The sequence below is a fragment of the Castellaniella sp. genome, assembly GCF_034674885.1.
Lineage (GTDB): Bacteria > Pseudomonadota > Gammaproteobacteria > Burkholderiales > Burkholderiaceae_B > Castellaniella.
Map to the genome: position 1 here is coordinate 20,591 of NZ_JAUCDS010000007.1, position 23,701 is coordinate 44,291.

Sequence of the window (23,701 nt, forward strand, 5' to 3'; positions counted from 1 at the left end):
TGCCCGATCTACGCGGCGCGCTGCGCCAGCATATCCTCGATCCCGTTGATCACCCGAGCCACGGCGCCGGCATGCTGGCGCACCCAGTCACGCCCGGCCTGTCCCACCTGGGCGGCGGCCGCCGGATCATCCAGCCACTGCAGCGCCTGGCGCAGCGCCTGATCGGCGTCAGCCACCTGGGCAATGGCCCCGGCGGCCTGCGCATCCGCCACGGCCTGCTGGAAATGCGCCGTATGCGGCCCTACGATGACCGGGCAGCCCAGGGCGCTGGCCTCGATGAAATTCTGCCCGCCCAGCGGCGCGAAGCTGCCGCCCACGATCGCCACCCGGCTGCCAGCGTAATACCAGGGCATTTCGCCCAGGGTGTCACCCAGCAGCACCGTCGCCTGGCGGCAGGCCGCCAGCGCGGAACTGCCGCCGTCGCCCAGATCCAGCAGTTGCGTGCGCCGCACAAACGGCAGGCCCGCCGCCTGCAGCTGGGCGGCCGCCGAATCGAAGCGCTGGGGATGACGCGGAATCAGCAGAAACAGCAGCGGCGCGGCGGATTCTTCCCCTGTCGCGGCCGCCCGACCGAGCACCCGGCGGATCGCCTGGATGAAGGCCTGATCCTCGCCCTCGCGTGTGCTGGCGATGGCAATCACCCGGCTGCCCAGCTGAGTGGAAAACGCCCGCCCGCGCGAGGCCTTGTCCTGGTCCAGCTGAACGTCGAACTTGAAGTTGCCGGAGACACTGACCTGCCGCGCGCCGGCGCGTTCCAGACGCTGTGCATCCACCCATGATTGGGCGTAGGTGCGAGCGACTCCGCCATAGGCGCGACGCATCAGCCCGCCCAGACGCCGGGTGCGACGCAAGGCAGCGTCGGACATGCGGGCGCTGGCCAGCACCAGGGGCACGCCGGCCCCTTGGGCAGCGTGGATCAGATTGGGCCAGAGTTCGCGTTCGATCAGCACGCCCAGGGCGGGTCGATACTGCTGCATGAACCGGCGCGTGGCGCCCGGAAAATCGTAAGGCAGCCAGGCTTGCTGTAAAACGCCGCGTTCCAGTTCAGCCGCATACACGCGCTGGCCTTCCGCCCGCCCGGTGGCAGTCAGGTGTGTCAGCAGCACCCGATGGCCGCGATCCAGCAGCGCCCGGATCAGCGGCTGGGCCGCCCGCGTCTCGCCCAGGCTGACGGCATGGACCCAGATCGGCCCGGCCGCCGGCTGCGGCGCCCGGTAGCGGCCAAAGCGCGTGCCGTCGAGCACGTCCCAGCGCCCCCCCGCACGGCGTGCCCGCAATCCCATCCACGTCAGCAGCAGCGGCGACAGCAACATCAGCAGCAGGGAATAGATCCAGCGGCTCATTGCGCCGGGACCGTCCGACCCGCATCCAGGGCGGCATCGATTGCCGCCAGCACCTGCCCGGCGTCGGGTTCCTGGCCCCGCTCGCCCAGGCTGGCGGTATAGGCCGCCCCCTGCAGCGGCGTGCGCACCGGAGTGGACGCCTTGTAGATGCCGATGGTTGGGCGCCCCAGACCGGCGCTCAGGTGCGTCAGACCGCTGTCCAGGCCCACCATGATGCGCGCCCGCGCCAGCTGATCAGCCACCTGGCGCAGCCCCAGGCGCGGCAGGACCTCGGCCCCGCCGCGCCCCTGGATCAGTTCCCGGGCCCGGGCCTGTTCGGCGTCGTTGCCCGCCAGCAGGCGCAGGCCCAGGCCTTGCGCCTGCAGATGATCGAAGACCTGGCGCCAATGGCTGGCCGGCCAGAGCTTGTCGTCGCGGCTGGCCGACGGCATGATCAGGGCGACCGGGTCGATCGCCACGCCATCGGTGATGGCCTGCAGGCCGAAATCCGGCGGCCCGTCGCTGACATAGCCGAAAGTCGCCGCCGCCAACGCGCGCTGGCGGATGATGGCCGGCTGCCAGAATTCAACCCGGTGTTTGACGTCGTAGAACAGGGATGCCAGGGGTTCGCGGGCGGATTTCCAGTCCAGCCCGTGGCGCTGACCACGTGCCTGGCGCACCAGCCAGACCGACTTCAGCAGGGACTGCATGTCCAGGATGATGTCGTAGCGCCGCGATGCCAGGTCAGCCCTCAAGGCTGCCCGTTCGCGGCGCGTCTGCGCATTCCACCAATGTTTGCGCCAACGCCGATGGGCCACGGCAATGACCTCGTGCACGGCTGGATGCCAGGCAGGGATCTGGGCAAAGGATTCCTCGGCGATCCAATCGATCTGCGCGCCGGGCACGTGCCGAGCGATGTCGGAGATGGCCGGCAGCATGTGCACCAGATCCCCCAGCGAGGAGGTGCGAACGATCAGGATACGAGTTGTCATGGCGCGATTATAGGCGGCCCGCCCTGCGAATTCGCGGGCTACCCCCTGGGCATGCGGGGCTGTTATCCTTGTTGACATCCAGCCACATGGTCCCGATCCGGAGCCCCGACCCATGACCTGTTACGCCCTGGGGGATATCACCCCGCACATCGATTCTTCCGCCTTCATCGCCGCCGAGGCCACCGTGATCGGCGCCGCCACGCTGCAGGCGGGCACCAGCGTCTGGGCAGGCGCCGTGATCCGCGCCGACAACGAACCCATCACTATCGGCGAACAATCCAACATCCAGGAAGGCGCAGTGCTGCACGTCGATACCGGCAAGCCGCTGACCATCGGCCGGCAGGTCACGGTCGGCCACCAGGCCATGCTGCACGGCTGCACCATCGAAGACGGTTCCCTGATCGGCATCCAGGCCGTCGTGCTGAACGGCGCGGTCATCGGTCGCCACAGCCTGGTGGGCGCCGGGGCCCTCGTCACCGAAGGCAAGGTCTTTCCGGAACGATCCCTGATCCTGGGCGCGCCGGCGAAGGTCGCCCGCACCCTGTCGGACGAGGAAGTCGCGGCCCTGCAGCGCAGCGCGGCCGACTACGCCGCCCGCGCCGCCCGCTACAAAGAAGCCCTGCGGCCCTTGTAGGTCTTTTCTAGGCGGGCAGCAGGCGGCCATACAGCTGCTGATAGGCAGCCACCATGGCCGGGACCGAATACGCCTGCGCCACGTGGTCCCGCGCCCGCTGCGCCATGGCCTGCGCGGCATCGGCATGATCCAGCACCCAGGCGATGCGTCTGGCCAGACCGGCATCGTCGCCGGCCGGCACCAGCAGGCCACGGTCAGGATCCAGGATCTCCCGGTGGCCGCCGACATCCGTCGCGACCACGGGCAGCCCCGCCAGGCAGGCATCCAGCACGCTGGTGCCCAGGGCCTCGAATCGGGAACTGCTGACGTAGATGTCGGCCAACGCCAGGCAATCGCCCACCCGCGCCTGAAAGCCGGCGAACCGATAATGGTCCTGCAGGCCCAGTTCCTGCACCCGGGCGCGCGCCGCGTCAGCCGCCGCGCCGTCGGCGCCGCAATGCAGGCAGACGATGTCGGCATGATCCTGCCTCAGCCGGTTGACTGCTTCGATCAGCGTCAGGGGGTCTTTTTCCGGGCTGAGCGCCGCCGCCGTCACCAGGACCCGGCGCCCTTCCAGGCCGAACTGCCGGCGCAAGGCCTCGACTCCGGCCGGATCTGCATGCTGGGCTTCCACCGCGCTGGGAATCGTGACGACCGCCAACCCCAGCGCCCGGGGCGCCGCAGCGGCAGCCTGGCTGATGGCCACCAGCGCATCGGCCCGACGCCATTTCCAGCGCTGGCGCCGGGCCTTGTCCGGCGCATCGAAAGCCGTGCGCCGGGTAAAGACCAGCGCCGCGCGCAAGACAGGCCGCAAAACGGCCAACAGGCTCATGGCCTGGGCCGTCTGGGCATGGATCACGTCATAGGAACGGCGCTGCGCCAGCAGCAGCCTCACCAGCGCCAGGCTGCCGGCGCAGGGAAAGACCTGAACGCCCGCCGCCTGGGCGCGCTGCGCCAGCGGCCCACCGGCACGCGCCGCCACGGCCACCTGATGGCCGGCGGCCTGCAAGCCCTGCAGGGTGAACAGCGTCTGGCGTTCGCCGCCGCGCCAGCCTTTTTCCAGATTCAGGTGCAGGATGCGCATGAAGCGGCCCGAATCAGGCGAGCAAGCCCGGACGGCGCAGGACGCGGGTCGTCACGTCAGGCCTTGCGCACCGGCCGCTTCCAGCCCGGCACAGTCGTCTGGCGAGGCCGCGACAGCGTCAGTTGGTCGGCGGGCGCGTCACGCGTCAGCGTGGTGCCCGCGCCCAGCGTCGCACCCCGGCCAACCCGCACCGGAGCGACCAGCTGGGTGTCCGAGCCGATGAAGGCGTCGTCCTCGATGATCGTCTGGAATTTATTCACCCCGTCGTAGTTGCAGGTGATGGTGCCCGCCCCCACGTTGACCCGGTCGCCGATCACGGCATCCCCCAGGTAGGCCAGGTGATTGGCCTTGGACCCCCGCCCCAGGCGGGTTTTCTTCAGTTCGACGAAATTGCCGACGTGGGCCTCGGGGCCGACGTCGGCCCCCGGTCGCAGCCGGGCATAGGGGCCGATGCGGGCGGATTCGCCCACCTGGGCGCCTTCGATGTGGCTGTAGGCATCCAGCAGGGTCCCGGCGCCGATGTCGGCATCGCGGATCACGCAATGCGGCCCCACGCGCACCCCGTCGGCCAGCCGCACGCGGCCTTCGAAGACGCAGCCGACGTCGATGAAGACATCGCGCCCGCATACGAGTTCGCCTCGCAGGTCGAAGCGGGCCGGGTCCGCCAGGGTGACCCCCTGTTCCAGCAGGCGGCGGGCCTGTTCGCCCTGCCAGATGCGTTCCAGCTGGGCCTGCTGCACGCGGCTGTTCACACCCAGGGTTTCCCAGTGCGCGGCCGGCTGGGCATGCGCCACCGGCATGCCTTCGGCCACCGCCAGCCCGACGATGTCGGTCAGATAGTATTCGCCCTGCGCATTGCGGTTGTCGATCTGCCCCAGCCAGCGCCGCAAGGCGGCCGTGGGGGCTGCCAGGATGCCGGTATTGACCTCGGTGATGGCGCGCTCGGCGTCACTGGCGTCCTTGTGTTCGACGATGCGCTGCACGCGCCCCTGGGCGTCCCGCACGATACGCCCGTAGCCGCTGGGGTCGGCCAGCGTTTCCGTCAGCAGCGCCAGGCCCTCGCCGCGTGCCTGCAGCAAGGCCTGCAAGGTGGCCGCCTGCACCAGGGGCACGTCGCCATACAGCACCAGGCAGGTGTCGCCGGCATCGCCTTCCAGGAGATGCGGCACGGCCTGCATGACGGCATGGCCGGTGCCTTGCTGCGGCTGCTGCAGCGCGAACGTCAGGTTCTGGCCGGCATACGCCGCCTGCACGCGATCGGCGCCGTGGCCTACCACGACCACCACCCGATCGGGGTTCAGGGTGTGGGCGGCATCCAGCACGTGGCTGAGCATGGGTTGCCCGGCAATCGGGTGCAGGACTTTCGGCAGGTCGGACTGCATGCGCTTGCCCAGGCCTGCGGCCAGAATGATGATGTTCAACATAGACGGGGAATCGAAAATTGACGATGGGATTCAGGCGCCAGGCGCCATCCGGATCGGAACCGGCGGGCGCCTGGCAGGCTGGGGAATCAGGCGCGAGGCTTGCGGGTGGCCCTGCCGGCAGCCTTGCCGGCGGCCTTGCTGGTCTTGCCCGGCGATGCTGCGGAAGCGGCTGCTTTCCTGGCCGTGGCGCGGGCTGGCTTTTTGGCCGCTGCAGCCGAAGCGGCGTCGGCGGCCTCGGCCATGCTGCCCAGGCTGGCGGTGGTGGCCTCGCGCAGCTGCTCGAACTGCTGCTGCACCATATTCCACCAATCACCGGCGGCCTGCGCATAGGCCTGGCCCGCCTCATCGGCCTGGGCGCCTGCTGCAGTCTGCGCCGATTTGGCCGAGCCGGCGGATTTGGCCGATTTGGCGGCCGCGCCGGGGAATACCCCGCCGGCAAACGACTGCAGCGTCTTCAGCGTGCTGCGCTGGATCTCCATCCCCTGGATGGTATTGGCCAGCATCGTGGCATTGAGCTGCAGCCAGTTCTGCACCGTCTGCAATTCACGAATGCGGCGGTCCAGGTCTTCCAGGGACATGGCCGGCATGGCCGGGGTGTCCATGCGGCCGGCCAGGTTCTGCCAGGCCTGGCGCATCATGTCCAGGCCGGCGAACAAGGGATTGCCTGCGGCTTCGCCCTGCTGGCCGAACCCGGGCAACACAAAGGGATTGGGGGATTCCTGCGCCATGGTGGTTTACCTCCGCCGGATCGGACCGGCATCAATCAAGGGGTCAAGCATGCGGCGCGGTCAGGCGCTGCCGCAGTGAGTCCAGAATGCACAATTCGGCTTCCAGGGTAAAGGCGCCGTGCGTGATCATGTCCCAGAGTTCGGCCATGTCGACGCAGCGGAATGCCAGAACCTCGCCATCGAGATTGGCCGGCGCTGCGGCGGCATGCAGCACGCAGTCGCTGAGACACACGGTCTCGACCTGATAGCCATCGGGCAGGCGGCGATGCATGCGCAGCACGGTACGCACGGGACTGTGCCCGGCCAGCTCGGTCGGCACCAGGCCGGCTTCTTCGTGGGATTCGCGCAACAGCGCCAGCGCCGGGTCTTCGCCTGCGGCCACCAGGCCGCCGGACAACGTATCCCAGAGCCCGGGATCCGTGGATTTATCGAGTGCGCGGCGCGCCACCCACAGCCGCCCGTCCGGCGCCCAGCCGTTCAGATGCACGGCCTGCGTCAGCAGCCCCAGCGGGCGCACGGCGCCGCGTTCGATGCGCCCCAGCAGGCGGCCTTCGGCCACCACGTCCAGCAATTCGTCACGCCAGCTGCGGATGCAGCCTGCATCGCGCAACGCCAGAGCCAGACCGCGCAGCACGCCGTCCAGGCCCAGCCGGGCCGCCGGGGCCGCCGTCAGATGGGCGGCTTCGGCCTCGATGTGAACCCCGGGATGGCCGGCGATGGCGGCCAGCGCCGCAGGCCCGATCCAGCCGGCCACCCGCCCCGCGACCGTGACCGGCCGGGCGCCGATCGGCGGCAATTGCTGCGCGCGACGCACCAGCCGCGCACTGCGTGCCGACACGTCGTCCAGGGTAAATACCGCAGAGGAGGAATCCATCGAAACATTGTAGTGGAAGCTCGGAAGGGATAGGTGGAAACCCGTGGAAAGCCGCGAAAACCCATGAATCCAGACGCCCCCAGCCTGTACAAGCGGGTTCGCTTCGCTATAATCCCTTCAAGCTTATAAGGACATCGCAGGCCGCCGCAGCAACCGCTTCCAGGCCTGACGATCCGATCATGTGTGCAGGGCCCGTTCCCCCTCGTGTGTCTTTGACGAAGGTCAACCCGCCCCGAAGAACACACACAAACCAGAGGGACAACATGAAGATGGTCAGAGGGTTGTTGGGCATGATCGCGCTGTCGTGGATGACAGTCGCAACCGCGCGGGTTCAGGACATACCGGGAGGACCGGCGGTCGATCAGCTGAACGTCACTCCGGGGGTCACGCCGATCTCCCAGGAAATACACGAATTGCACTGGATGATCATGATCGTCTGTACGATCATTTTCATTGGCGTTTTTGGCGTAATGCTGTATTCCATCGTCAAACACCGGAAATCCAAAGGCTACAAGGCCGCCAAATTCGATGAAAACCTGTCCATCGAACTCACCTGGACCGTCATTCCCTTCCTGATCATCGTCGGCATGGCCATTCCGGCCACCCGCACGGTCGTCGCCATGAAGGACACCACAGGCGCCGACCTCACCATCAAGGCCACCGGCTACCAATGGAAATGGGGCTACGAATACCTCGATGGCCCGGCCACCGGCGTGCACTTCCTGTCCAATCTGTCCACGCCCCAGGACCAGATCGACGGCAAGGCCCCCAAAAGCAACACCTACCTGCTGGAAGTCGACCGCCCGCTGGTGGTGCCGGTCGACAAGAAAGTCCGCGTCGTCCTGACGGCCTCCGACGTCATCCACTCCTGGATGGTGCCCGACTTCGGCGTCAAACAGGACGCGGTGCCCGGCTATCTGCGCGACACCTGGTTCCGCGCCGAAAAGACCGGCACCTATCGCGGCCAGTGCGCCGAACTGTGCGGCAAGAACCACGCCTACATGCCCATCGTGGTCGAGGTCAAATCCGCCGAAGACTACGCCCAGTGGGTCAAGGACCAAAAGGCCGCAATGACGGCCGCCACCGAAGACCCCAACAAGACCTGGACCAAGGACGAACTCGTCGCAAAGGGCAAGGAAGTCTTCGCCGCCAACTGCGTGGCCTGCCACCAGGCCAACGGCCAGGGCATTCCGGGCACCTTCCCGGCCCTGAACGGCGACACGAAATTCGTCCTGGCCCCCATGAAGGACCAGATCCTCACCGAACTCAATGGCCATCCGGGCACCGCCATGGCGGCATTCCGCGACCAGCTCAATGATGTTCAACTGGCTGCCGTCATCACCTATACCCGTAACGCCTGGGACAACGCCGGAAAAGGCCCCGACCCTGTCGTGCAACCATCCGACGTCAAGGCCCTGCGCTGATATCCATCGCGCAACGGCATTCTCCCGAACCCTATTTTTCCGCGCCGCCCTGCGTGCGGCGCGCCCTCGAAGGAGGCATTCATGAGCAGCGTCACCGCAGACCACATCCCGCCCAGCGCGGGTCATGACGAACACGCGCACCACCACGTCCCCACCGGCTGGCGACGCTGGGTCTTCGCCACGAACCACAAAGACATCGGGACGATGTACCTGATCTTTTCGTTCTGCATGCTGCTCGAAGGCGGCACGCTGGCGCTATTGCTGCGCACGGAACTCTTCGAACCCGGCATCCAGTTCTTCCAGCCCGAACTGTTCAACCAGTTCACCACCATGCACGGGCTGATCATGATCTTCGGCGCGATCATGCCGGCCTTCGTGGGCTTCGCCAACTGGATGATCCCGCTGCAGATCGGCGCGTCCGACATGGCTTTCGCGCGCATGAACAACTTCAGCTTCTGGCTGCTGCCGGTCGGCGCCATCCTGCTGACCTCGTCGTTCTTCGTGCCGGGCGGCGCCAACGCATCCGGCTGGACCATGTACGCACCGCTGTCCCTGCAGATGGGCCCGGGCATGGACTTCGCCATCTTTGCCGTGCACATCCTGGGCGCCTCGTCCATCATGGGGGCGATCAACATCATCGTCACCATCCTGAACATGCGCGCCCCCGGCATGACGTTGATGAAGATGCCGATGTTCTGCTGGTCCTGGCTGGTCACGGCCTACCTGCTGCTGGCCGTGATGCCGGTGCTGGCCGCCGCCGTCACCATGCTGCTCACCGACCGCCACTTCGGCACCCACTTCTTCAACGCCGCCGGCGGCGGCGACCCGGTGCTGTACCAGCACGTGTTCTGGTTCTTCGGACACCCCGAGGTCTACATCATGATCCTGCCGGCCTTCGGCATCGTGTCGCAGATCATCCCCACCTTCGCCCGCAAGCGCCTGTTCGGCTATGCCTCCATGGTCTACGCCATCTGCGCCATCGCCATCCTGTCCTTCCTGGTGTGGGCGCACCACATGTTCACCACCGGCATGCCGGTCACGGCCCAGCTGTTCTTCATGTACGGCACCATGCTGATTTCCATCCCAACCGGGGTCAAGGTCTTCAACTGGACGGCCACCATGTGGCGCGGCTCCATGACCTTCGAGACCCCGATGCTGTTCGCCATCGGCTTCATCTTCGTGTTCACCATCGGCGGCTTCACCGGCCTGGTGGTGGCGGTCGCGCCGATCGACATCCAGGTCCAGGACACCTACTACGTGGTGGCGCACTTCCACTACGTGCTGGTGGCCGGATCGCTGTTCGCCCTGTTCGGCGCCGCCTATTACTGGCTGCCCAAATGGTGCGGCCACATGTACGACGAAAAACTGGGCAAGCTCCACTTCTGGAGCAGCATGATCTCGTTCAACATCGCGTTCTTCCCCATGCACTTCCTGGGGCTGGCCGGCATGCCGCGCCGCTACGCCGACTACGCCGCGCAGTTCACGACCTTCCACCAGGTGTCCACCATCGGCGCCTTCTGGTTCGGCCTGTCGCAACTGATCTTCATCTACGTGGTGGTCAAGGCCGTGCGCAGCACCGGTCCCACCGTGCCTGCCTGCCCCTGGGAAACCGCCGAAGGCCTGGAATGGACCGTGCCCTCACCGGCGCCCCATCACACCTTCGTCACCCCGCCCCAGTATGAAGGCTGACCCCCTGCCAACCACAAAACACCCGGAAATTCGCATGACCCCTGAACAACGTCGCCGCAATCGTCGCACCGGATGGCTCCTGGCCCTGTTTGCCGTCGCCATCCTGGTCTGGACCTTTGTCCGCGCCAACCTGTACGGGGTCGTCGATTGAATGGTCCGGGTAATTTTCTACGGTCAGTGCGCACCATTGCCTGGGCTTTCCTGGGTCTGCGCAAACGCTCCGGGCACGATGACGACCTGAACCGCATCGGCCCGGCGCACCTGATCGTGGCAGGCCTGCTGGGCGGGCTGATATTCGTATTGCTGCTGTTACTGGCCGTCAGGCTGGTCACGGCCTAGAGAACAACCAGAAAGAGGAGAACAACATGACAGCAGTTGCACAGACAGCGCATAGCGGCGAGGCTCCTTACTACTATGTCCCGCCTCAATCGGCCCACCCCATCCGAGGCAGCCTCTGCATGCTGGCCACGCTGGTGGGCGCGGCCCTTTGGGTCAACGGCTACGCCCTGGGCCCCTGGCTATGCGGCGCAGGCATCCTGTGCATGTTCATGGTGCTGTTCGGCTGGTTCGGCGACGCCATCCGCGAATCCGAAGGCGGGCTGAACAGCAAACGCATCGACCATTCCTACCGCTGGAGCATGACCTGGTTCATCTTTTCCGAGGTCATGTTCTTTTCCGCATTCTTCGGATCGCTGTGGTACACCCGCGACGTGTCCACCCCCTGGCTGAGCACGCTGGATTCCCAGACCTGGCTGTGGCCGCACTTCGCAGGCACCTGGCCGAACTTCGGCCCGGCCGGCACCGTGGCGCCGTTCGAATCCGTGGGCCCGTTCTGGCTGCCCACCATCAACACGGCCCTGCTGCTGACGTCCGCCGTGACCCTGACCATCGCCCACCACGCGCTGCGCGCCGCGCATCGCCAAAAAGCGATCTTCTGGCTGGCCGTCACCGTCATCCTGGGCTTTACCTTCGTCGGCTGCCAGGCCTATGAATACCACCACGCCTACACCGAACTGAACTTGCGCTTCACGTCGGGTGCCTTCGGCGCGCTGTTCTACATGCTGACGGGCTTCCACGGCTTTCACGTGATCCTGGGCGCCACCATGCTGACCGTCATCTGGTTCCGGCTGGTGCGCGGGCACTTCACCCCCGACAATCACTTCGGCTTCGAGGGCGCGGCCTGGTACTGGCACTTCGTGGACGTGGTCTGGCTGGGCCTGTACATCTTCGTCTACTGGGTCTGATCCCTGGTGGTCGGCGCCGCCGGTTTACCTCACGGTGACCGGCACGCCAGCAGGGTCGATCCACCCCAGGGCATGAGCCAGCAACAGAAACAGGAACAACAGGATCGACAGGCCCACCCGCCAGGTCAGGGCCCAGGCCATGCGGCTGCTGCGGCCGTGATCCTGCATCAGAAACACCAGCGCCGAGCCCAGGCTGGCCACAATGGCTAAAAACAGGAAGACAATCAGCACTTTCATGGATGGATCCTAGCCTTTCTATCCGTCACACTGAACCGCCACGCTCGGTGGCACAATTTTCAAACCGCCAGTCTATCTGATCCAAAGAGCCTGTTTTCGATGTTGTCGCGCCCATGATCCAGCAACGCCCCGCCTCTCGAAGAAAAACCCTGGCGACCGTCGTTTTGCTGATCCTGCTGGCCGCCGCATGCATCGCTGCCGGCCGCTGGCAGCTAAGCCGCGCCCATGATCGGGAAGCCCTCCGCGCCGCCCGCCTGGCAGGACAACAAGCCCCGGCCCTGAGGCTCACGGCCGACGCCCCCGACGGCCCGGACTGGCACCGCGCCACGGTCCAGGGACACTGGCTCAACCCTTTAACTGTACTCCTGGACAATCGCAACCTCAAAGGTCAACCCGGCCTCTGGGTCGCCACGCCGCTGGCCTTGCTGAATGCGCCCGGCACCGCCGTGCTGGTCTTGCGCGGCTGGGTCGCCCGACCACTGCCGCCGGCATCCCTGCCCGACCTGACCGCCGCCGATGGCCCCGTGGAAGTCCACGGCACGCTGTTGCACCGGGTGCCCCGCCTGTTCGACCTGGGCAGCCTGACCGGCCAGCCGAATACCGCCCTGCCGCAACCCTTCCCCGCCCCGGACGGCACGCTGCCCCGGGTGCAGAACCTGGCCCTGGACACCCTGGCCGCCGCGTCGGGCCTGACATTGCTGCCCGTGGTGCTGGAACAGGCCCCCGCCAAGGACGCCGGTCTGATCCAGGAATGGCCCGGGCCATCTGAAAACGCCAGCCAGAACTACAACTATGCCGGACAATGGTTCAGTTTCTCCGCCATTGCCCTGATCGCCGCCGCCGTCTTGCTGTGGCGCTCCCGACGGCGTTCCGCCGCCCCTCCGAAACCTGACTCCACCCACACATGACGACCGCCCCTGCCCGCCCTCGTTCCCTCACCCCGCTCATCGCGATCTTTTTGGTCGCCCTGGCGCCCGTCGTCTTTGCCCTGCTGGCCTACTATGTGCCCGCGCTGGGCCTGCGGCCTGCGGTCCAGACCCAGTACGGCCAACTGGTGGAACCCCAGCGCCCGATCCCCGCCCTGAACCTGCGCGACAGCCAGGGCCAGGCCTACGATCTGAACCAGCTCAAGGGCCAATGGCTGCTGATCAGCGTCGGGACGGGCGCCTGCCCCGAATCCTGCGTGCGCGGCCTGTTCGTGCTGCGCAATTCCCACGCCAGCCAGGGCAAGAACGTAGACCGGCTGGAACGCATCCTGTTCGTGACCGATGACGCGCCCATCGCCCCGGTGGTGGGCGAGGCCTACGTCGGCACCCACGTGCTGCGGGCCGACCCGGCCCAGCTGGCCGCATGGCTGGCCCCCGGCGCCGCCGACCCCGCAGCCGCCCTGGCCAAGGGCCTGTGGATCGTGGACCCCCTGGGCCACCTGATGATGCAGTTCCCGGACGGCGAAGACCCCGAAGGCGTGCGCGACGACATCCGCGCCCTGCTGAAAAATTCCCGGATCGGCTGAGCCCCGCGCATGCGCACCGCATCCGACCCGCCCATGCCCAGCGCCAGCGCGCCCGCGCCCCGCCGGATCCTGACCTACCGGCGTCTGGTCTTCCTGGCCTGGTTCCTGACCCTGGACCTGATCATGTTCGGCGCCTTCGTGCGCCTGACCGACTCGGGCCTGGGCTGCCCCGACTGGCCAGGCTGCTACGGCCATTTCAGCCCGCTGGGGGCCAGCGAATCCATCCAGCAGGCACTACAGGCCATGCCGTACGGTCCTGTCAGCGCCTTCCAGGCCTGGGTCGAGATGATCCACCGCTACGCCGGGGCCTTTCTGGGCATGCTGATCATCGGCTTTACCTTTCTGGCCTGGCGGCTGCGCCGGCAGCTGGCGCACAGCCCGGCGCTGTCCACCGCCGTCCTGGGCCTGGTCTGCCTGCAGGGCGCCTTCGGCGCCTGGACCGTCACCCATCGCCTGATGCCGCTGGTGGTCACCACCCACCTGGTCCTGGGCATGAGCCTGCTGGCCGTGATGACCTGGCTGGCCGCCCGCGAAAAGGCCCACGACCCGGTTCCCGCTGCGCTGGCCAGCGGGCGGCCCTGGATGGCGCTGGGGCTGGCGGTGCTGTTCCTGCAGCTCGCCCTGGGCGGCTGGGTCAGCACCAACTACGCCGCCCTGGCGTGCATGGATTTCCCCACCTGCCACGGGGCCTGGATACCGTCCATGGACTTCCAGGGCGGGTTTTCGGTGTTGCGCGGCCTGGGCAAACAGGCCAGCGGCGACCTGATTTCGCAAGACGCCCTGACCGCCATCCACTGGACTCACCGCAATTTCGCGCTGGTGGTGCTGGCCCTGCTGGGCTGCCTGGCCTGGCGCTGGCGCCAGGTCCCCGGTCTGCGCGGGCCGTCCCGTCTGCTGCTGGCGCTGCTGGCGCTGCAGCTGCTCACCGGCCTGACCACGATTTTCTTCCAATGGCCGCTGCTGATCGCCGTGATGCACAACGGCGGCGCCGCCGGCCTGGTGCTGGTCAGCGTGACCCTGCTGTGGCGCCTGGCCCAGGCAGGGAAACCCCCTAGCGGCAAGCGCCTCCAGGACGCCTAGAATTGATCCCATGACGACCGCTGCTGCTGCCCATCACCCATCCCTGCTGCGCCAATACCTGGTGCTGACCAAACCCCGAGTCACCCAACTGGCGGTCTTCTGTGCCGTCATCGGCATGTTCCTGGCCGTGCCCGGCCTGCCCGACCTGGGCCGGGTGGCCGCCGCCACGCTGGGCATCTGGCTGCTGGCCGCCGCCGCGTTTTCCGTCAATTGCCTGATCGAACGCGAAACCGACGCCCGCATGCGCCGCACAGCGCGGCGCGGCACGGCCTCGGGCCAGATCACCCCGCCCCAGGTGCTGCTGATGGCCGGGGTGCTGGGCGGGGCCGGCATGGTCATCCTGAACACCTGGGTCAACGCCCTGACCATGTGGCTGACCTTCGCCACATTCGTCGGCTACGCCCTGATCTACACCGCCATCCTGAAACCCCTGACGCCCCAGAACATCGTCATCGGCGGGTTCTCCGGCGCCATGCCGCCCGCCCTGGGCTGGGCCGCCATGGCCGACGCCGTCCCGGCCGAGGCCTGGATCCTGGTGCTGATCATCTTCATCTGGACCCCACCGCACTTCTGGGCGCTGGCCCTGTACCGCCACCACGACTACGAGGAATCCGGCCTGCCCATGCTGCCGGTCACGCACGGCCAGAACTTCACCCAGCTGCACGTGCTGCTCTACAGCATCGCCCTGTTCGCCGCATCGCTGCTGCCCTACGTGATCCGCATGAGCGGCCCGGCCTACCTGGCGGCGGCCACCGTGCTCAGCGGCTACTTCGTGTGGCAATCCTTTGTCCTATATCGAAACTATTCCGACGCACGAGCGCGTAAACTGTTCTGGTATTCGATTCTGTATCTGGCTCTGCTGTTCGCAGCGCTGTTGCTGGATCACTGGGTTGGCCTGGCATTGGGCAGCAACTGATCCGTCCCCGGAACACACGCAGCACGCATGTCAGGCGCCTACCCCCTGACCCTGTAGGAATAGCATGTCCATTTCGTTTTCCGCCGCCCGCCGCACCCTGTTGACGGGGGCCATCGCCGCCCTGCCCCTGGCCCTGATGGGCTGCAACTCCAAAGCCGCCGGCCCCCTGCCCTTCGAGGGCAACGACATCAGCGGCACCCACCTGGGGCGGGACCTGTCCATGGTCGACACCACCGGCGCCACCCGCACCCTGGCCGACTACAAGGGCAAGGTCCTGCTGGTGTTCTTCGGCTACACCCAATGCCCCGACGTCTGCCCGACCGCCATGGCGCAGGCCGCCCAGGCCCTGCAACTGCTGGGCGACCAGGCCGCGAAGGTCCAGGTCATCATGATTTCCGTCGATCCGGCCCGCGACACGCCGGCCATCCTGGGCGCCTATGTGCATGCCTTCGATCCGTCCTTCATCGGTCTGACGGGCACTCCGGAACAGCTGGACAAGACCGCGCGCTCGTTCAAGGCCTTCTACGCCAAAGAAGCCGGTCCCACGCCCGAGCAATACGCCATGAACCATTCGGCAGCGTTCTACCTGATGGACCAGGCCGGCGAGGCCCGCGCCCTGCTGGGGCCCGCGCTGACCCCCGAAGACATGGCCCACGACATCAAGCTTTTGCTGTAGTCCCATCGGCCTCATCGAGGCCCGCTTCCTGATCGGCATCCCGACCGACATCCTGACCCTCGGCGGTTGCCTCGGGTGCTGCTGGGGCCGCCGCCACAGGCGCATGCAGGTCGGGCAGCGGTTCGTGCTGCCGTTCACCCGATTCGAACTGCTGCCAGACTTCCACCGCCCGCAGGCGCTGGCGCACGATGGCGTCGATTTTCTCGCGCAAGTCGGGCAGGCGCGCCAGCAGCTTCTTGAAATCCCTTTCCTGCAGCATCAACAGGCGGCTGTAGCCCAGCGACCGCACGCGCGCCTGGAAGTCATGGTTCAAGGCCAGCGCCATTTCGCCGAAGATCTGGCCGCTGCCCAGTTCAGCCGTCGTGCCGTCCGGCAGATCCAGCACCACCGCGCCGGATGCCACGAAATACATGGCGCGACTGCGTCCGATGCGGGTGGGGATCTCCTGTCCGGGCACCACCAGCCGGGGTTTCAGCACTTTGCAGATCGCTGCCATGGTGGCCGCGTCCAGCCCCTCGAACAGGCTGACCCGCTCTACCATGGCGGCAGCACTTAGGGCGATGTCCAGGCCGTGGTGCCTTTCCAGGGCTCCCCAGCGCGTCTCCACCTGCTGGATCAGGTCGGAATAGGTCTCGCCGCTGATCAGGTTCTGCGCCAGCATGTCGCGATAACGCATGCGTTCCAGCGACCGCGCCATCCGCGCCAGGTAGGCTTCCTGCAGATGCTGCGCGTAGCTGGGGTACTGCAGCGCCATGGCCTGCAAGGCACCTTCCAGCAGGGTCAGGCGGCGCTGGTGGGCGGCGATGATGATATCCGCGACCTCGGGTCCCAGCAAGGGCTGCACGTCGGTGCGCGCGAACTGGATCAGGCGGCGCGCCACGGCCCATTTGCACATCAGGTTGGTGAAACGCTGCGCCAGTTCGCGCGCCAGCCAGAACGGCTTTCCCGTCAGGTGGTGCAGGCGCAGGGCCAGCCGCAGGGAATTGGCATAGCGCAGATCGCCTTCGATGGCAGATTCGAAACCGGCCAGACCGCCGACCCGCACCGCATCGCCCAGGCGCTCGGCGCGGGCCAACAGGGATTCTGCCGTACGCCAGTCCACCACCTGGGCCTTCAGGGTCTCGAAGAACATTTCTTCTTCCCGGCCCGCCAGGATGCCCATGCCCACGGCGACCTTCTGGTCCATGGACAACTGATGCACCTGCGCCGCATCCACGCTGGCCTGGCTGGCATCGAAGACGGCGTTCAGGCGATCCAGCACTTCCTGGCCGATATGTTCATGGCGGGCGATTTCCTCGATGCGCAGCCGCAGGGATTCCAGTTCCACCACCTGGGCCTGGTCGCGCAGCGCACGGTCCACCGGCGACAGCTGATTCAGGCCCAGCCGGGCGATCAGGGGACGCAGGGTCAGGCCGTTGACGAACAGCGTCATCAGCACGAAGCCCGTGGTCGCCACCGCGATGAACTGGCGGGCCTCGTGCGGCACGGCCGGCTGTTCCGTGACGGCCAGGGCCAGGGCCAGCGACACCGCGCCGCGCAGGCCGCCCAGCAGCATCACCGCCCGATACGAGGGGCTGACCCGGGTGCTCAGCCGCAGCCGCCCCAGCACGGGCAGCAGGCCGTAGACCATGACCGCCCGCGCGGCCAGGGTGACGATGAAGACCACCAGGATCAGGAAGACTTCCATCCAGGTGATTTCCGCCATCATGCGAGGGATCAGCATGGCGGCAAACAGGAAGATCAGGGAATTGGCCCAGAAGCCGAACTGCGCCCAGGCGCCTTCCAGCTGTTCGAAAGTCGTGGGCGACATGCGGGTGCGGCCGTTGGACCCCACGACCAGGCCGGCAATCACCGTCGCCACCACGCCGGACACGCCCAGATAGTGTTCGGCCACGTAAAAGGTCAGGTAGGCCAGGGCCACGGTCAGGGTGACTTCGGCCGCCGGCCAGCCACGCAGCCAGCGAAACAGCGCCGTTGCCAGCCGGCCCATGGCCAGGCCGGCCAGGCCGCCGCCGATGAAGCTGAGCAGGAAGCTGCCGATGACGGTGGACATGGCCAGTTCCCCGCCGCTGAACAACACGCTGAGCAGCACGGAATACAGGGCGATCGACGCCGCATCGTTGAACAGGGATTCGCCTTCGACCAGGGTGGTCAGGCGGCGCGGCGCCCCGACCTCGCGGAAGATCCCGACCACGGCCACCGGGTCCGTGGTGGCGACGATGGCCCCCAGCATCAGGCAGACCACCAGGCCATAGGGCGAAATCGCGGCCAGGGAAAAGCCCACCGCCACCGTGCACACCACCACGGCCACGATGGCCATCACCAGGATCGGGCTGATGTCGTCGAGCAACCGGCGGATGTTCATCGCCAATGCCGTCTCGAACAGCAGCACCGGCAGGAAGACGAACAGGAAGGTCTCGGAGGAGATCTCGAAGTGCTGCAGCGAATCCAGGAAATCCGCCACCACGCCCGGCGCCCAGCCGTGCACGTGGATGACCACGCCCAGCACGAAACCGACGATGGCCAGCAGTACGGAATACGGCAGGCGCAGGCGGCCTGCCAAGGGCGGCATGAAGGAAATCAGAGCCAGCAGCCCGGCCAGGCCAAAGACCAAGAGGCCTATTTTCATGGTCAAAACACATCACAATAGTCGCGTCGCCTATTATGTTACAGGCGGGCCGGACGTGTCTGAAAGAATATGTGGCCCCCACGCTGCGCCTGCGGCTTGCTGTCCACCTCGCGGCCTGCATGCCGCTCGGATTCACCAGGCACAGGCCAGTCCTCAGGACTGTCCTGTGTCCGGGCTTATCCCCCAAGGGGGCGCTTTCTGCCTTGGGGCGGCCCAGCGGCAAAAAGGCGCGCACAAAAAAAGGGATGTCATTGGAGACATCCCTTGAACATCCGCTTCGATAGGGAGGGGAAGAGGAGAAGCAGAAGCGGACGACAAGACGACGCGACCCGAAGGCCGGACGTTCGTCCATGTCATGTTAGTCCGGCGGTTCCGTCGAAAGTTCAGCCCTCGGCAGGCCTAAATCGTAACAAATGCTATCTGCGTCAGGCAGCCAGGAAATCCGGCCGCTGATCCGCCAGGGCAATCTTCAGTTTCTTCAGGGCAGCGGATTCGATCTGACGGACGCGTTCGGCCGAAATGCCGTATTCAGCGGCCAGTTCGTGCAAGGTGGCGCCGCCATCGTCGGCCAGCCAGCGGGCCTGCACGATGTGCCGAGAGCGATCGTCCAGCGCGTCCAGGGCATCGGCCAGGCCCTGGCTTTGCAGGGCATCCATGCTGCGGCGGGCCAATACCTGGGCCGGTTCCTGACTATCGTCAGCCAGCCAGGCGATGGGCGCGAAGCGGTCTTCGTCATCGGCCTGCGCATCCAGGGCGCAATCCCCGCCCGACAGGCGGACTTCCATTTCGGAGACGTCTTCCGGGCGCACGCCGAGTTCGCGGGCGATATCGGAGACCTGGTCCGGCGCCAGCGTGCGGCCGTCCGGGCGCATGCGCCGCAGATTGAAGAACAGCTTGCGCTGGGCCTTGGTGGTGGCGATTTTCACCAGACGCCAGTTGCGCACCACGTATTCATGAATTTCGGCGCGGATCCAGTGCACGGCAAAGGACACCAGGCGCACCCCGCGATCGGGGTCGAAGCGGCGCACGGCCTTCATCAGGCCGATATTGCCTTCCTGGATCAGGTCGGCGTGCGCCAGCCCGTAGCCCAGGTACTGGCGCGCGACGGACACCACCAGCCGCAGGTGGGACAGAATCAGTTCGCGGGCGGCTTCCAGGTCGTTGTCGTCGCGCAGACGGCGGCCCAGGCTGGATTCCTGGTCGATCGTCAGCATGGGCAGGCGATTGACCGCCCCGATGTAGGCATCGATGGTGCCCAGGGCCCCCGGGTTGGAAATGGCCTGCGCAAGCTGGGCCGGCGCCAACACCAGGGAAGACGAAGTGTGGCTCATGGCAAAATCCTTGGGATCATACCCAGTGATCTTAGCACTCTATGTGCCAGAGTGCTAATTTTCAGGTAACAGGGTTTAGACGGACGCCGGTCGGGAAAGTTCCCTGCGCCGGCAGCCCCGTCCTACGGCAGTTCCAGATCCGCCACCAGCGGGGCGTGATCCGAGATTTTCTTCCAGGGCGCGCCATGCAGCACCCGCGCGCGGCGCACGGCAAAGCCGCGCTGGTAGATGCGGTCCAGGCGCAGCCAGGGAAAGACCGAAGGAAAGGTTCTCGGTGGCGGTGTCAGGCGCGCGCCATGGCCCATCATCGACAGCGCGGGCGCCGATCCCACCCGCTGCCCCGGCAGCCAGAACATGCGCCGGCGCAGCTGCGCCACCCGATGGCGCAGGCGATAGATCTCATCCATCCCCTGGGGGGCGGCGGCAAAGACCTCTACCAGCCCCAATTGTTCGACGAACAGAGGGGCCAGGCGGTTGGTCCAGTCATTGAAGTCGCCGGCGATCAGCAGCGGTTCGGAATCCGGCACCAGCCGGCGGATGCGCTCGACCAGGGCCTGCACCTGGCGCGAACGGCCGCTGGCCAACAGCCCCAGATGCACCACCAGACAATGCACCGGCGTGCCTTCGACCTGCACGATCCCGTGCAGCAGACCGCGCTGTTCCAGGCGGTGATCGGAAATATCCTGGTTCTCGTGGTACAGGATGGGATAACGCGACAACAGGGCGTTGCCGTGGTCGGTCGCTATCCGCACGGCATTGCAGCCGTAGGCGGCCTGCATGTGCATGGCCGCCGCCAGGGATTCGTGCTGCGCATCCAGGCTGCCGTGGCGCTGGTTGCGCCCCTGGACTTCCTGCAGGAACAGCAGATCAGGGCGCAGGCCATAGAGCCCCAGCCGCAGGTCCGCCAGCGATTCCCGCCCACCGCTGGCCGAACGGCCCTTGTGGATGTTGTAGCTGACGACCCGCACGACTGACATGCCCCGGCCCTCCGGTGTTAGTTGGCCTCGGTCTGGCGCAGGCGGATGTGCAGTTCGCGCAGCTGCTTCTCGTCCACCGGCGACGGCGCCTGCACCAGAAGATCCTGGGCGCGCTGGGTCTTGGGGAAGGCGATCACGTCGCGGATGGATTCCGCACCCGCCATCAACGTCACCAGACGGTCCAGGCCGAAGGCCAGGCCGCCATGCGGCGGCGCGCCAAACTGCAGCGCATCGAGCAGGAAGCCGAATTTGTCGCGGGCTTCTTCTTCGTCGATCTTCAGGGCCTTGAAGACTTTGGTCTGCACGTCGGCACGGTGGATACGTTCGGACCCACCGCCCACTTCCCAGCCATTCATGACCATGTCATAGGCGCGCGCCAGGGCGCTGCCGGGATCGGTTTCCAGCAGGTCCTCGTGGCCGGCCTTGGGGCAGGTGAAGGGGTGGTGCGCCGCCGTGTAGCGGTTCTCACCCTCGTCGTATTCGAACATCGGGAAATCCACCACCCACAGCGGCTGCCAGCCAGCCTCGAACAGGCCGTTGGCGCGGCCGAATTCACTGAGGCCGATCTTCACCCGCAGGGCGCCGATGGCGTCGTTGACGATCTTGGTGCGGTCGGCGCCAAAGAAGATCAGGTCGCCGCTCTGGGCGCCGGTGCGCTCGATCAGGCCGCGCAGGGCGTCGGCGTGGATGTTCTTCACGATGGGCGATTGCAGGCCTTCAGGGATGGCCGCTGCGTCGTTGACCTTGATGTAGGCCAGGCCGCGCGCGCCGTAGATGCCCACGAACTGCGTATAGGCATCGATCTCGCTGCGCGGCAGGCTGGCGCCGCCCGGCACCCGCATGGCCACCACGCGGCAGGCCGGGTCCTTCGCCGGGCCGGCGAAGACCTTGAAGTCCACGTCCTGCATCAGATCGGCGATATCGGTGAATTCCAGTTTCACGCGCAGGTCCGGCTTATCGGACCCATAGCGGCGCATGGCCTCGGACCAGCTCATGACCGGGAATTCCGGCAGGGCGACATTCAGCACCTGGCGATAGACCTCGCGCACCATGCCTTCGAAGATCTCGCGGATCTGGACTTCGTCCAGGAAGGACGTCTCACAATCGATCTGCGTGAATTCGGGCTGGCGATCGGCGCGCAGGTCTTCGTCGCGGAAGCATTTTGTGATCTGGTAGTAGCGATCGAAACCGGCCACCATCAGCATCTGTTTGAACAGCTGCGGCGATTGCGGCAGGGCGAAGAATTCGCCGGGATTGACGCGCGAGGGCACCAGGTAGTCCCGTGCGCCCTCGGGCGTGCTGCGGGTCAGCATCGGGGTCTCGATGTCGATGAACCCCAAGGCATCCAGGTAATTGCGGGCCACCATCGACACGCGATAGCGCAGCATCAGGTTGCGCTGCATCTGCGGACGACGCAGGTCCAGCACCCGATGGGTCAGGCGCGTGGTTTCCGACAGATTGTCGTCATCGAGCTGGAACGGCGGCGTCACCGACGCATTCAGGATTTCCAGTTCGCGGCACAGGATTTCCACCTCGCCCGACAGCAGATCGGGATTGTGCGTGCCTTCGGGGCGCATCCGCACCAGACCCGTGATGCGCAGGCAGTATTCATTGCGAATGCGTTCAGCCGTAGCGAAAGCCGCCTGATTGTCAGGGTCCACCACGATCTGGGCCAGCCCCGCCCGGTCGCGCAGGTCGATGAAGATCACCCCGCCGTGATCACGGCGGCGATGGACCCAGCCGAACAGGGTGACGGTCTGGTCAAGATGAGTTTTGGACACCTCGCCGGTGTAGCAGGTACGGTTCAAGAAGAGCTCCGAGATATTTGAAAGCAATGCTGCTGATGTTCGAAATTACTGCAATGCGTCGCCAGCGGCGTCGGGGGCCGGCCGGACGGTGGGCGGCGGGGTCAGCGCGGGCGGCGCCACCACCCCCATGGACACCACGTATTTCAGGGCGGTTTCGACCGACATGTCGAGCACCTGGACATCGGCGCGCGGCATCATCAGAAAGAAGCCGGAGGTGGGGTTGGGCGTCGTCGGCACATACACGCTGATGAAATCGCCCGCCAGCAAGCCGGCGATTTCATCGCACGGCGTGCCGGTCAGGAAACCGATGGTCCAGGCGCCCTGGCGCGGATACTGCACCAGAATGGCCTGGCGAAACGCCTGGCCATTGGGCGCGAACACCGTGTCGCTGACCTGCTTGACCGAATTATAAATGGAGCGCACCAGCGGAATGCGCCCCAGGAGCGATTCCCAGCGCGAGAGGATGGCGCGGCCGATGAAATTGGCGCAGAACAGGCCGGTGAGCAGGATGACGACCAGCACCAGCACCAGTTCGAAACCGGGGATGGCCACGCCAAACAGGACTTCCGGCGACAGGAACGACGGCACCAGGGAATCCAGGGTGCGCCCCAGCGTCATCAGCACCCAGACGGTGATTACCAGCGGCAGCCAGATCAGCAGGCCGGTGATGAAATAGCGCTTGAAAAATCGCATGAATGACAAGACTGGCGTCAACCCGGCGCGGTGGCCGGCGTGGCACTACCGGAAGTGGCCGGGCTCGGCGAAGGCGCGCTCGGCGTCCCGCTGCTGGCAGCATTGCCGGCCGCGCTGCCAGACCCGGCATCGGACGACGCCGGGTTGGCCGATCCCAGCACCCCTTCGGAATGCGAACCGGATTTGCCACCCCGGAAGTCGGTTTCATACCAACCCGAGCCCTTCAGGCGAAAGCCTGCCGCCGTGACCTGTTTTTCATAGGTCGACTGGCCGCAGGACGGGCACACCGTCAGGCGCGGGTCGGACATTTTCTGCAGCACGTCCTGCTGATGACCGCAGTGGCTGCAACGATAGACATAAATCGGCACAACATGGTCCTGAAAATCTGAACTGCCTGGATTTTAGTCCTTTTAGCGCAGACCGCCCGAATCCGCAGATGCGCGCGGC

24 protein-coding genes are annotated in these 23,701 nt (G+C 66.4%); 11 read left to right on the plus strand and 13 right to left on the minus strand.

The window, feature by feature from the left end; genetic code table 11:
• Positions 1–8: 8 nt before the first annotated feature.
• Together VDP74_RS06100 and waaC are read right to left on the minus strand one after the other, a co-directional pair.
• Positions 9–1,343, minus strand: coding sequence for a 3-deoxy-D-manno-octulosonic acid transferase (locus tag VDP74_RS06100; RefSeq protein WP_322998743.1), 1,335 nt, complete (start codon positions 1,341–1,343; stop codon positions 9–11).
• Positions 1,340–2,314 (minus strand): lipopolysaccharide heptosyltransferase I, encoded by a 975-nt coding sequence (gene waaC, locus VDP74_RS06105; RefSeq protein WP_322998744.1) that lies wholly within the window; start codon positions 2,312–2,314, stop codon positions 1,340–1,342. The genes VDP74_RS06100 and waaC overlap by 4 nt, the downstream gene beginning before the upstream one ends.
• Positions 2,315–2,426: 112 nt before the next feature.
• Between waaC and VDP74_RS06110 the strand changes: the two genes are divergently transcribed.
• On the plus strand, positions 2,427–2,948 hold the full coding sequence (locus VDP74_RS06110; RefSeq protein WP_322998745.1) for a gamma carbonic anhydrase family protein: 522 nt from the start codon (positions 2,427–2,429) through the stop codon (positions 2,946–2,948).
• A 7-nt stretch (positions 2,949–2,955) separates the two neighbouring features.
• Here the strand turns inward: VDP74_RS06110 and VDP74_RS06115 are convergent, their stop codons facing one another.
• The 4 genes from VDP74_RS06115 to VDP74_RS06130 form a co-directional block, all read right to left on the minus strand.
• Positions 2,956–4,011 carry a glycosyltransferase gene (locus VDP74_RS06115; RefSeq protein ID WP_322998746.1) on the minus strand — a complete coding sequence of 352 codons (1,056 nt, stop codon included), beginning with the start codon at positions 4,009–4,011 and terminating at the stop codon, positions 2,956–2,958.
• 56 nt (positions 4,012–4,067) lie between these two features.
• Complete coding sequence (gene glmU / locus VDP74_RS06120; protein WP_322998747.1) at positions 4,068–5,435, minus strand: bifunctional UDP-N-acetylglucosamine diphosphorylase/glucosamine-1-phosphate N-acetyltransferase GlmU; 1,368 nt, start codon at positions 5,433–5,435, stop codon at positions 4,068–4,070.
• A gap of 86 nt (positions 5,436–5,521) precedes the next feature.
• Positions 5,522–6,163, minus strand: coding sequence for a PhaM family polyhydroxyalkanoate granule multifunctional regulatory protein (locus VDP74_RS06125; protein ID WP_322998748.1), 642 nt, complete (start codon positions 6,161–6,163; stop codon positions 5,522–5,524).
• A 43-nt stretch (positions 6,164–6,206) separates the two neighbouring features.
• A complete protein-coding gene (locus tag VDP74_RS06130) occupies positions 6,207–7,037 on the minus strand; it encodes an NUDIX hydrolase (protein ID WP_322998749.1) in 831 nt (276 codons plus the stop codon).
• A gap of 263 nt (positions 7,038–7,300) precedes the next feature.
• On the opposite strand from VDP74_RS06130, the gene coxB reads away from it, so the two are divergent.
• The 5 genes from coxB to VDP74_RS06155 all read left to right on the plus strand — a co-directional run bounded on the left by coxB (position 7,301) and on the right by VDP74_RS06155 (position 11,394).
• Complete coding sequence (gene coxB / locus VDP74_RS06135) at positions 7,301–8,461, plus strand: cytochrome c oxidase subunit II (protein ID WP_322998750.1); 1,161 nt, start codon at positions 7,301–7,303, stop codon at positions 8,459–8,461.
• An 81-nt stretch (positions 8,462–8,542) separates the two neighbouring features.
• Entirely contained in the window at positions 8,543–10,150 is a 1,608-nt protein-coding gene (gene ctaD, locus VDP74_RS06140) for a cytochrome c oxidase subunit I (protein WP_322998751.1), read from the plus strand.
• Between the two features lie 34 nt (positions 10,151–10,184).
• Positions 10,185–10,301, plus strand: coding sequence for a cytochrome oxidase small assembly protein (locus VDP74_RS06145; RefSeq protein WP_298019274.1), 117 nt, complete (start codon positions 10,185–10,187; stop codon positions 10,299–10,301).
• 26 nt (positions 10,302–10,327) lie between these two features.
• Positions 10,328–10,489 carry a DUF2970 domain-containing protein gene (locus VDP74_RS06150; RefSeq protein WP_322998752.1) on the plus strand — a complete coding sequence of 54 codons (162 nt, stop codon included), beginning with the start codon at positions 10,328–10,330 and terminating at the stop codon, positions 10,487–10,489.
• Between the two features lie 26 nt (positions 10,490–10,515).
• A complete protein-coding gene (locus VDP74_RS06155; protein WP_322998753.1) occupies positions 10,516–11,394 on the plus strand; it encodes a cytochrome c oxidase subunit 3 in 879 nt (292 codons plus the stop codon).
• A 24-nt stretch (positions 11,395–11,418) separates the two neighbouring features.
• On the opposite strand, the gene VDP74_RS06160 is transcribed toward VDP74_RS06155, so the two are convergent.
• A complete protein-coding gene (locus VDP74_RS06160; protein WP_322998754.1) occupies positions 11,419–11,631 on the minus strand; it encodes a twin transmembrane helix small protein in 213 nt (70 codons plus the stop codon).
• 113 nt (positions 11,632–11,744) lie between these two features.
• Between VDP74_RS06160 and VDP74_RS06165 the strand changes: the two genes are divergently transcribed.
• From VDP74_RS06165 to VDP74_RS06185, 5 genes are all read left to right on the plus strand, one after another.
• Positions 11,745–12,539: an SURF1 family protein gene (locus tag VDP74_RS06165; RefSeq protein ID WP_322998755.1), complete on the plus strand. Its 795-nt coding sequence runs from the start codon at positions 11,745–11,747 to the stop codon at positions 12,537–12,539.
• The gene (locus tag VDP74_RS06170) at positions 12,536–13,144 is read left to right on the plus strand and encodes a hypothetical protein (RefSeq protein ID WP_322998756.1); all 609 of its coding nucleotides are present in this window, start codon (positions 12,536–12,538) and stop codon (positions 13,142–13,144) included. The genes VDP74_RS06165 and VDP74_RS06170 overlap by 4 nt, the downstream gene beginning before the upstream one ends.
• Positions 13,145–13,177: 33 nt before the next feature.
• The gene (locus tag VDP74_RS06175) at positions 13,178–14,224 is read left to right on the plus strand and encodes a COX15/CtaA family protein (protein WP_322998830.1); all 1,047 of its coding nucleotides are present in this window, start codon (positions 13,178–13,180) and stop codon (positions 14,222–14,224) included.
• 10 nt (positions 14,225–14,234) lie between these two features.
• Positions 14,235–15,140, plus strand: coding sequence for a heme o synthase (gene cyoE / locus VDP74_RS06180; protein WP_322998757.1), 906 nt, complete (start codon positions 14,235–14,237; stop codon positions 15,138–15,140).
• Between the two features lie 64 nt (positions 15,141–15,204).
• Complete coding sequence (locus VDP74_RS06185) at positions 15,205–15,816, plus strand: SCO family protein (RefSeq protein ID WP_322998758.1); 612 nt, start codon at positions 15,205–15,207, stop codon at positions 15,814–15,816.
• Here the strand turns inward: VDP74_RS06185 and VDP74_RS06190 are convergent.
• The 6 genes from VDP74_RS06190 to VDP74_RS06215 form a co-directional block, all read right to left on the minus strand.
• Positions 15,800–18,445, minus strand: a complete 2,646-nt coding sequence (locus VDP74_RS06190) for a cation:proton antiporter (RefSeq protein WP_322998759.1) — start codon at positions 18,443–18,445, stop codon at positions 15,800–15,802. The two genes, VDP74_RS06185 and VDP74_RS06190, sit on opposite strands and share 17 nt — an antisense overlap.
• Positions 18,446–18,870: 425 nt before the next feature.
• Positions 18,871–19,776, minus strand: coding sequence for an RNA polymerase sigma factor RpoH (gene rpoH / locus VDP74_RS06195; RefSeq protein ID WP_322998760.1), 906 nt, complete (start codon positions 19,774–19,776; stop codon positions 18,871–18,873).
• A gap of 122 nt (positions 19,777–19,898) precedes the next feature.
• Positions 19,899–20,753, minus strand: coding sequence for an endonuclease/exonuclease/phosphatase family protein (locus VDP74_RS06200; RefSeq protein WP_322998761.1), 855 nt, complete (start codon positions 20,751–20,753; stop codon positions 19,899–19,901).
• Between the two features lie 17 nt (positions 20,754–20,770).
• Positions 20,771–22,561: an aspartate--tRNA ligase gene (gene aspS, locus VDP74_RS06205; protein ID WP_322998762.1), complete on the minus strand. Its 1,791-nt coding sequence runs from the start codon at positions 22,559–22,561 to the stop codon at positions 20,771–20,773.
• A gap of 45 nt (positions 22,562–22,606) precedes the next feature.
• The gene (locus VDP74_RS06210; protein WP_322998763.1) at positions 22,607–23,254 is read right to left on the minus strand and encodes a DUF502 domain-containing protein; all 648 of its coding nucleotides are present in this window, start codon (positions 23,252–23,254) and stop codon (positions 22,607–22,609) included.
• A gap of 17 nt (positions 23,255–23,271) precedes the next feature.
• Positions 23,272–23,622: an FmdB family zinc ribbon protein gene (locus VDP74_RS06215; RefSeq protein ID WP_322998764.1), complete on the minus strand. Its 351-nt coding sequence runs from the start codon at positions 23,620–23,622 to the stop codon at positions 23,272–23,274.
• Positions 23,623–23,701 lie beyond the last annotated feature (79 nt).

Excerpts from the sequence above, each read along its gene's own strand:
- VDP74_RS06130 (WP_322998749.1), bottom strand. The coding sequence starts at position 7,037 with ATGGATTCCTCCTCTGCGGTATTTACCCTGGACGACGTGTCGGCACGC.
- ctaD (WP_322998751.1), top strand. The coding sequence starts at position 8,543 with ATGAGCAGCGTCACCGCAGACCACATCCCGCCCAGCGCGGGTCATGAC.
- coxB (WP_322998750.1), top strand. The coding sequence starts at position 7,301 with ATGAAGATGGTCAGAGGGTTGTTGGGCATGATCGCGCTGTCGTGGATG.
- VDP74_RS06190 (WP_322998759.1), bottom strand. The coding sequence starts at position 18,445 with ATGAAAATAGGCCTCTTGGTCTTTGGCCTGGCCGGGCTGCTGGCTCTG.
- VDP74_RS06145 (WP_298019274.1), top strand. The coding sequence starts at position 10,185 with ATGACCCCTGAACAACGTCGCCGCAATCGTCGCACCGGATGGCTCCTG.
- VDP74_RS06170 (WP_322998756.1), top strand. The coding sequence starts at position 12,536 with ATGACGACCGCCCCTGCCCGCCCTCGTTCCCTCACCCCGCTCATCGCG.
- VDP74_RS06160 (WP_322998754.1), bottom strand. The coding sequence starts at position 11,631 with ATGAAAGTGCTGATTGTCTTCCTGTTTTTAGCCATTGTGGCCAGCCTG.
- VDP74_RS06115 (WP_322998746.1), bottom strand. The coding sequence starts at position 4,011 with ATGCGCATCCTGCACCTGAATCTGGAAAAAGGCTGGCGCGGCGGCGAA.
- VDP74_RS06185 (WP_322998758.1), top strand. The coding sequence starts at position 15,205 with ATGTCCATTTCGTTTTCCGCCGCCCGCCGCACCCTGTTGACGGGGGCC.
- VDP74_RS06155 (WP_322998753.1), top strand. The coding sequence starts at position 10,516 with ATGACAGCAGTTGCACAGACAGCGCATAGCGGCGAGGCTCCTTACTAC.
- VDP74_RS06110 (WP_322998745.1), top strand. The coding sequence starts at position 2,427 with ATGACCTGTTACGCCCTGGGGGATATCACCCCGCACATCGATTCTTCC.
- VDP74_RS06125 (WP_322998748.1), bottom strand. The coding sequence starts at position 6,163 with ATGGCGCAGGAATCCCCCAATCCCTTTGTGTTGCCCGGGTTCGGCCAG.
- VDP74_RS06165 (WP_322998755.1), top strand. The coding sequence starts at position 11,745 with ATGATCCAGCAACGCCCCGCCTCTCGAAGAAAAACCCTGGCGACCGTC.
- rpoH (WP_322998760.1), bottom strand. The coding sequence starts at position 19,776 with ATGAGCCACACTTCGTCTTCCCTGGTGTTGGCGCCGGCCCAGCTTGCG.
- waaC (WP_322998744.1), bottom strand. The coding sequence starts at position 2,314 with ATGACAACTCGTATCCTGATCGTTCGCACCTCCTCGCTGGGGGATCTG.
- glmU (WP_322998747.1), bottom strand. The coding sequence starts at position 5,435 with ATGTTGAACATCATCATTCTGGCCGCAGGCCTGGGCAAGCGCATGCAG.
- cyoE (WP_322998757.1), top strand. The coding sequence starts at position 14,235 with ATGACGACCGCTGCTGCTGCCCATCACCCATCCCTGCTGCGCCAATAC.
- VDP74_RS06200 (WP_322998761.1), bottom strand. The coding sequence starts at position 20,753 with ATGTCAGTCGTGCGGGTCGTCAGCTACAACATCCACAAGGGCCGTTCG.
- VDP74_RS06210 (WP_322998763.1), bottom strand. The coding sequence starts at position 23,254 with ATGCGATTTTTCAAGCGCTATTTCATCACCGGCCTGCTGATCTGGCTG.
- VDP74_RS06100 (WP_322998743.1), bottom strand. The coding sequence starts at position 1,343 with ATGAGCCGCTGGATCTATTCCCTGCTGCTGATGTTGCTGTCGCCGCTG.
- VDP74_RS06175 (WP_322998830.1), top strand. The coding sequence starts at position 13,178 with ATGCCCAGCGCCAGCGCGCCCGCGCCCCGCCGGATCCTGACCTACCGG.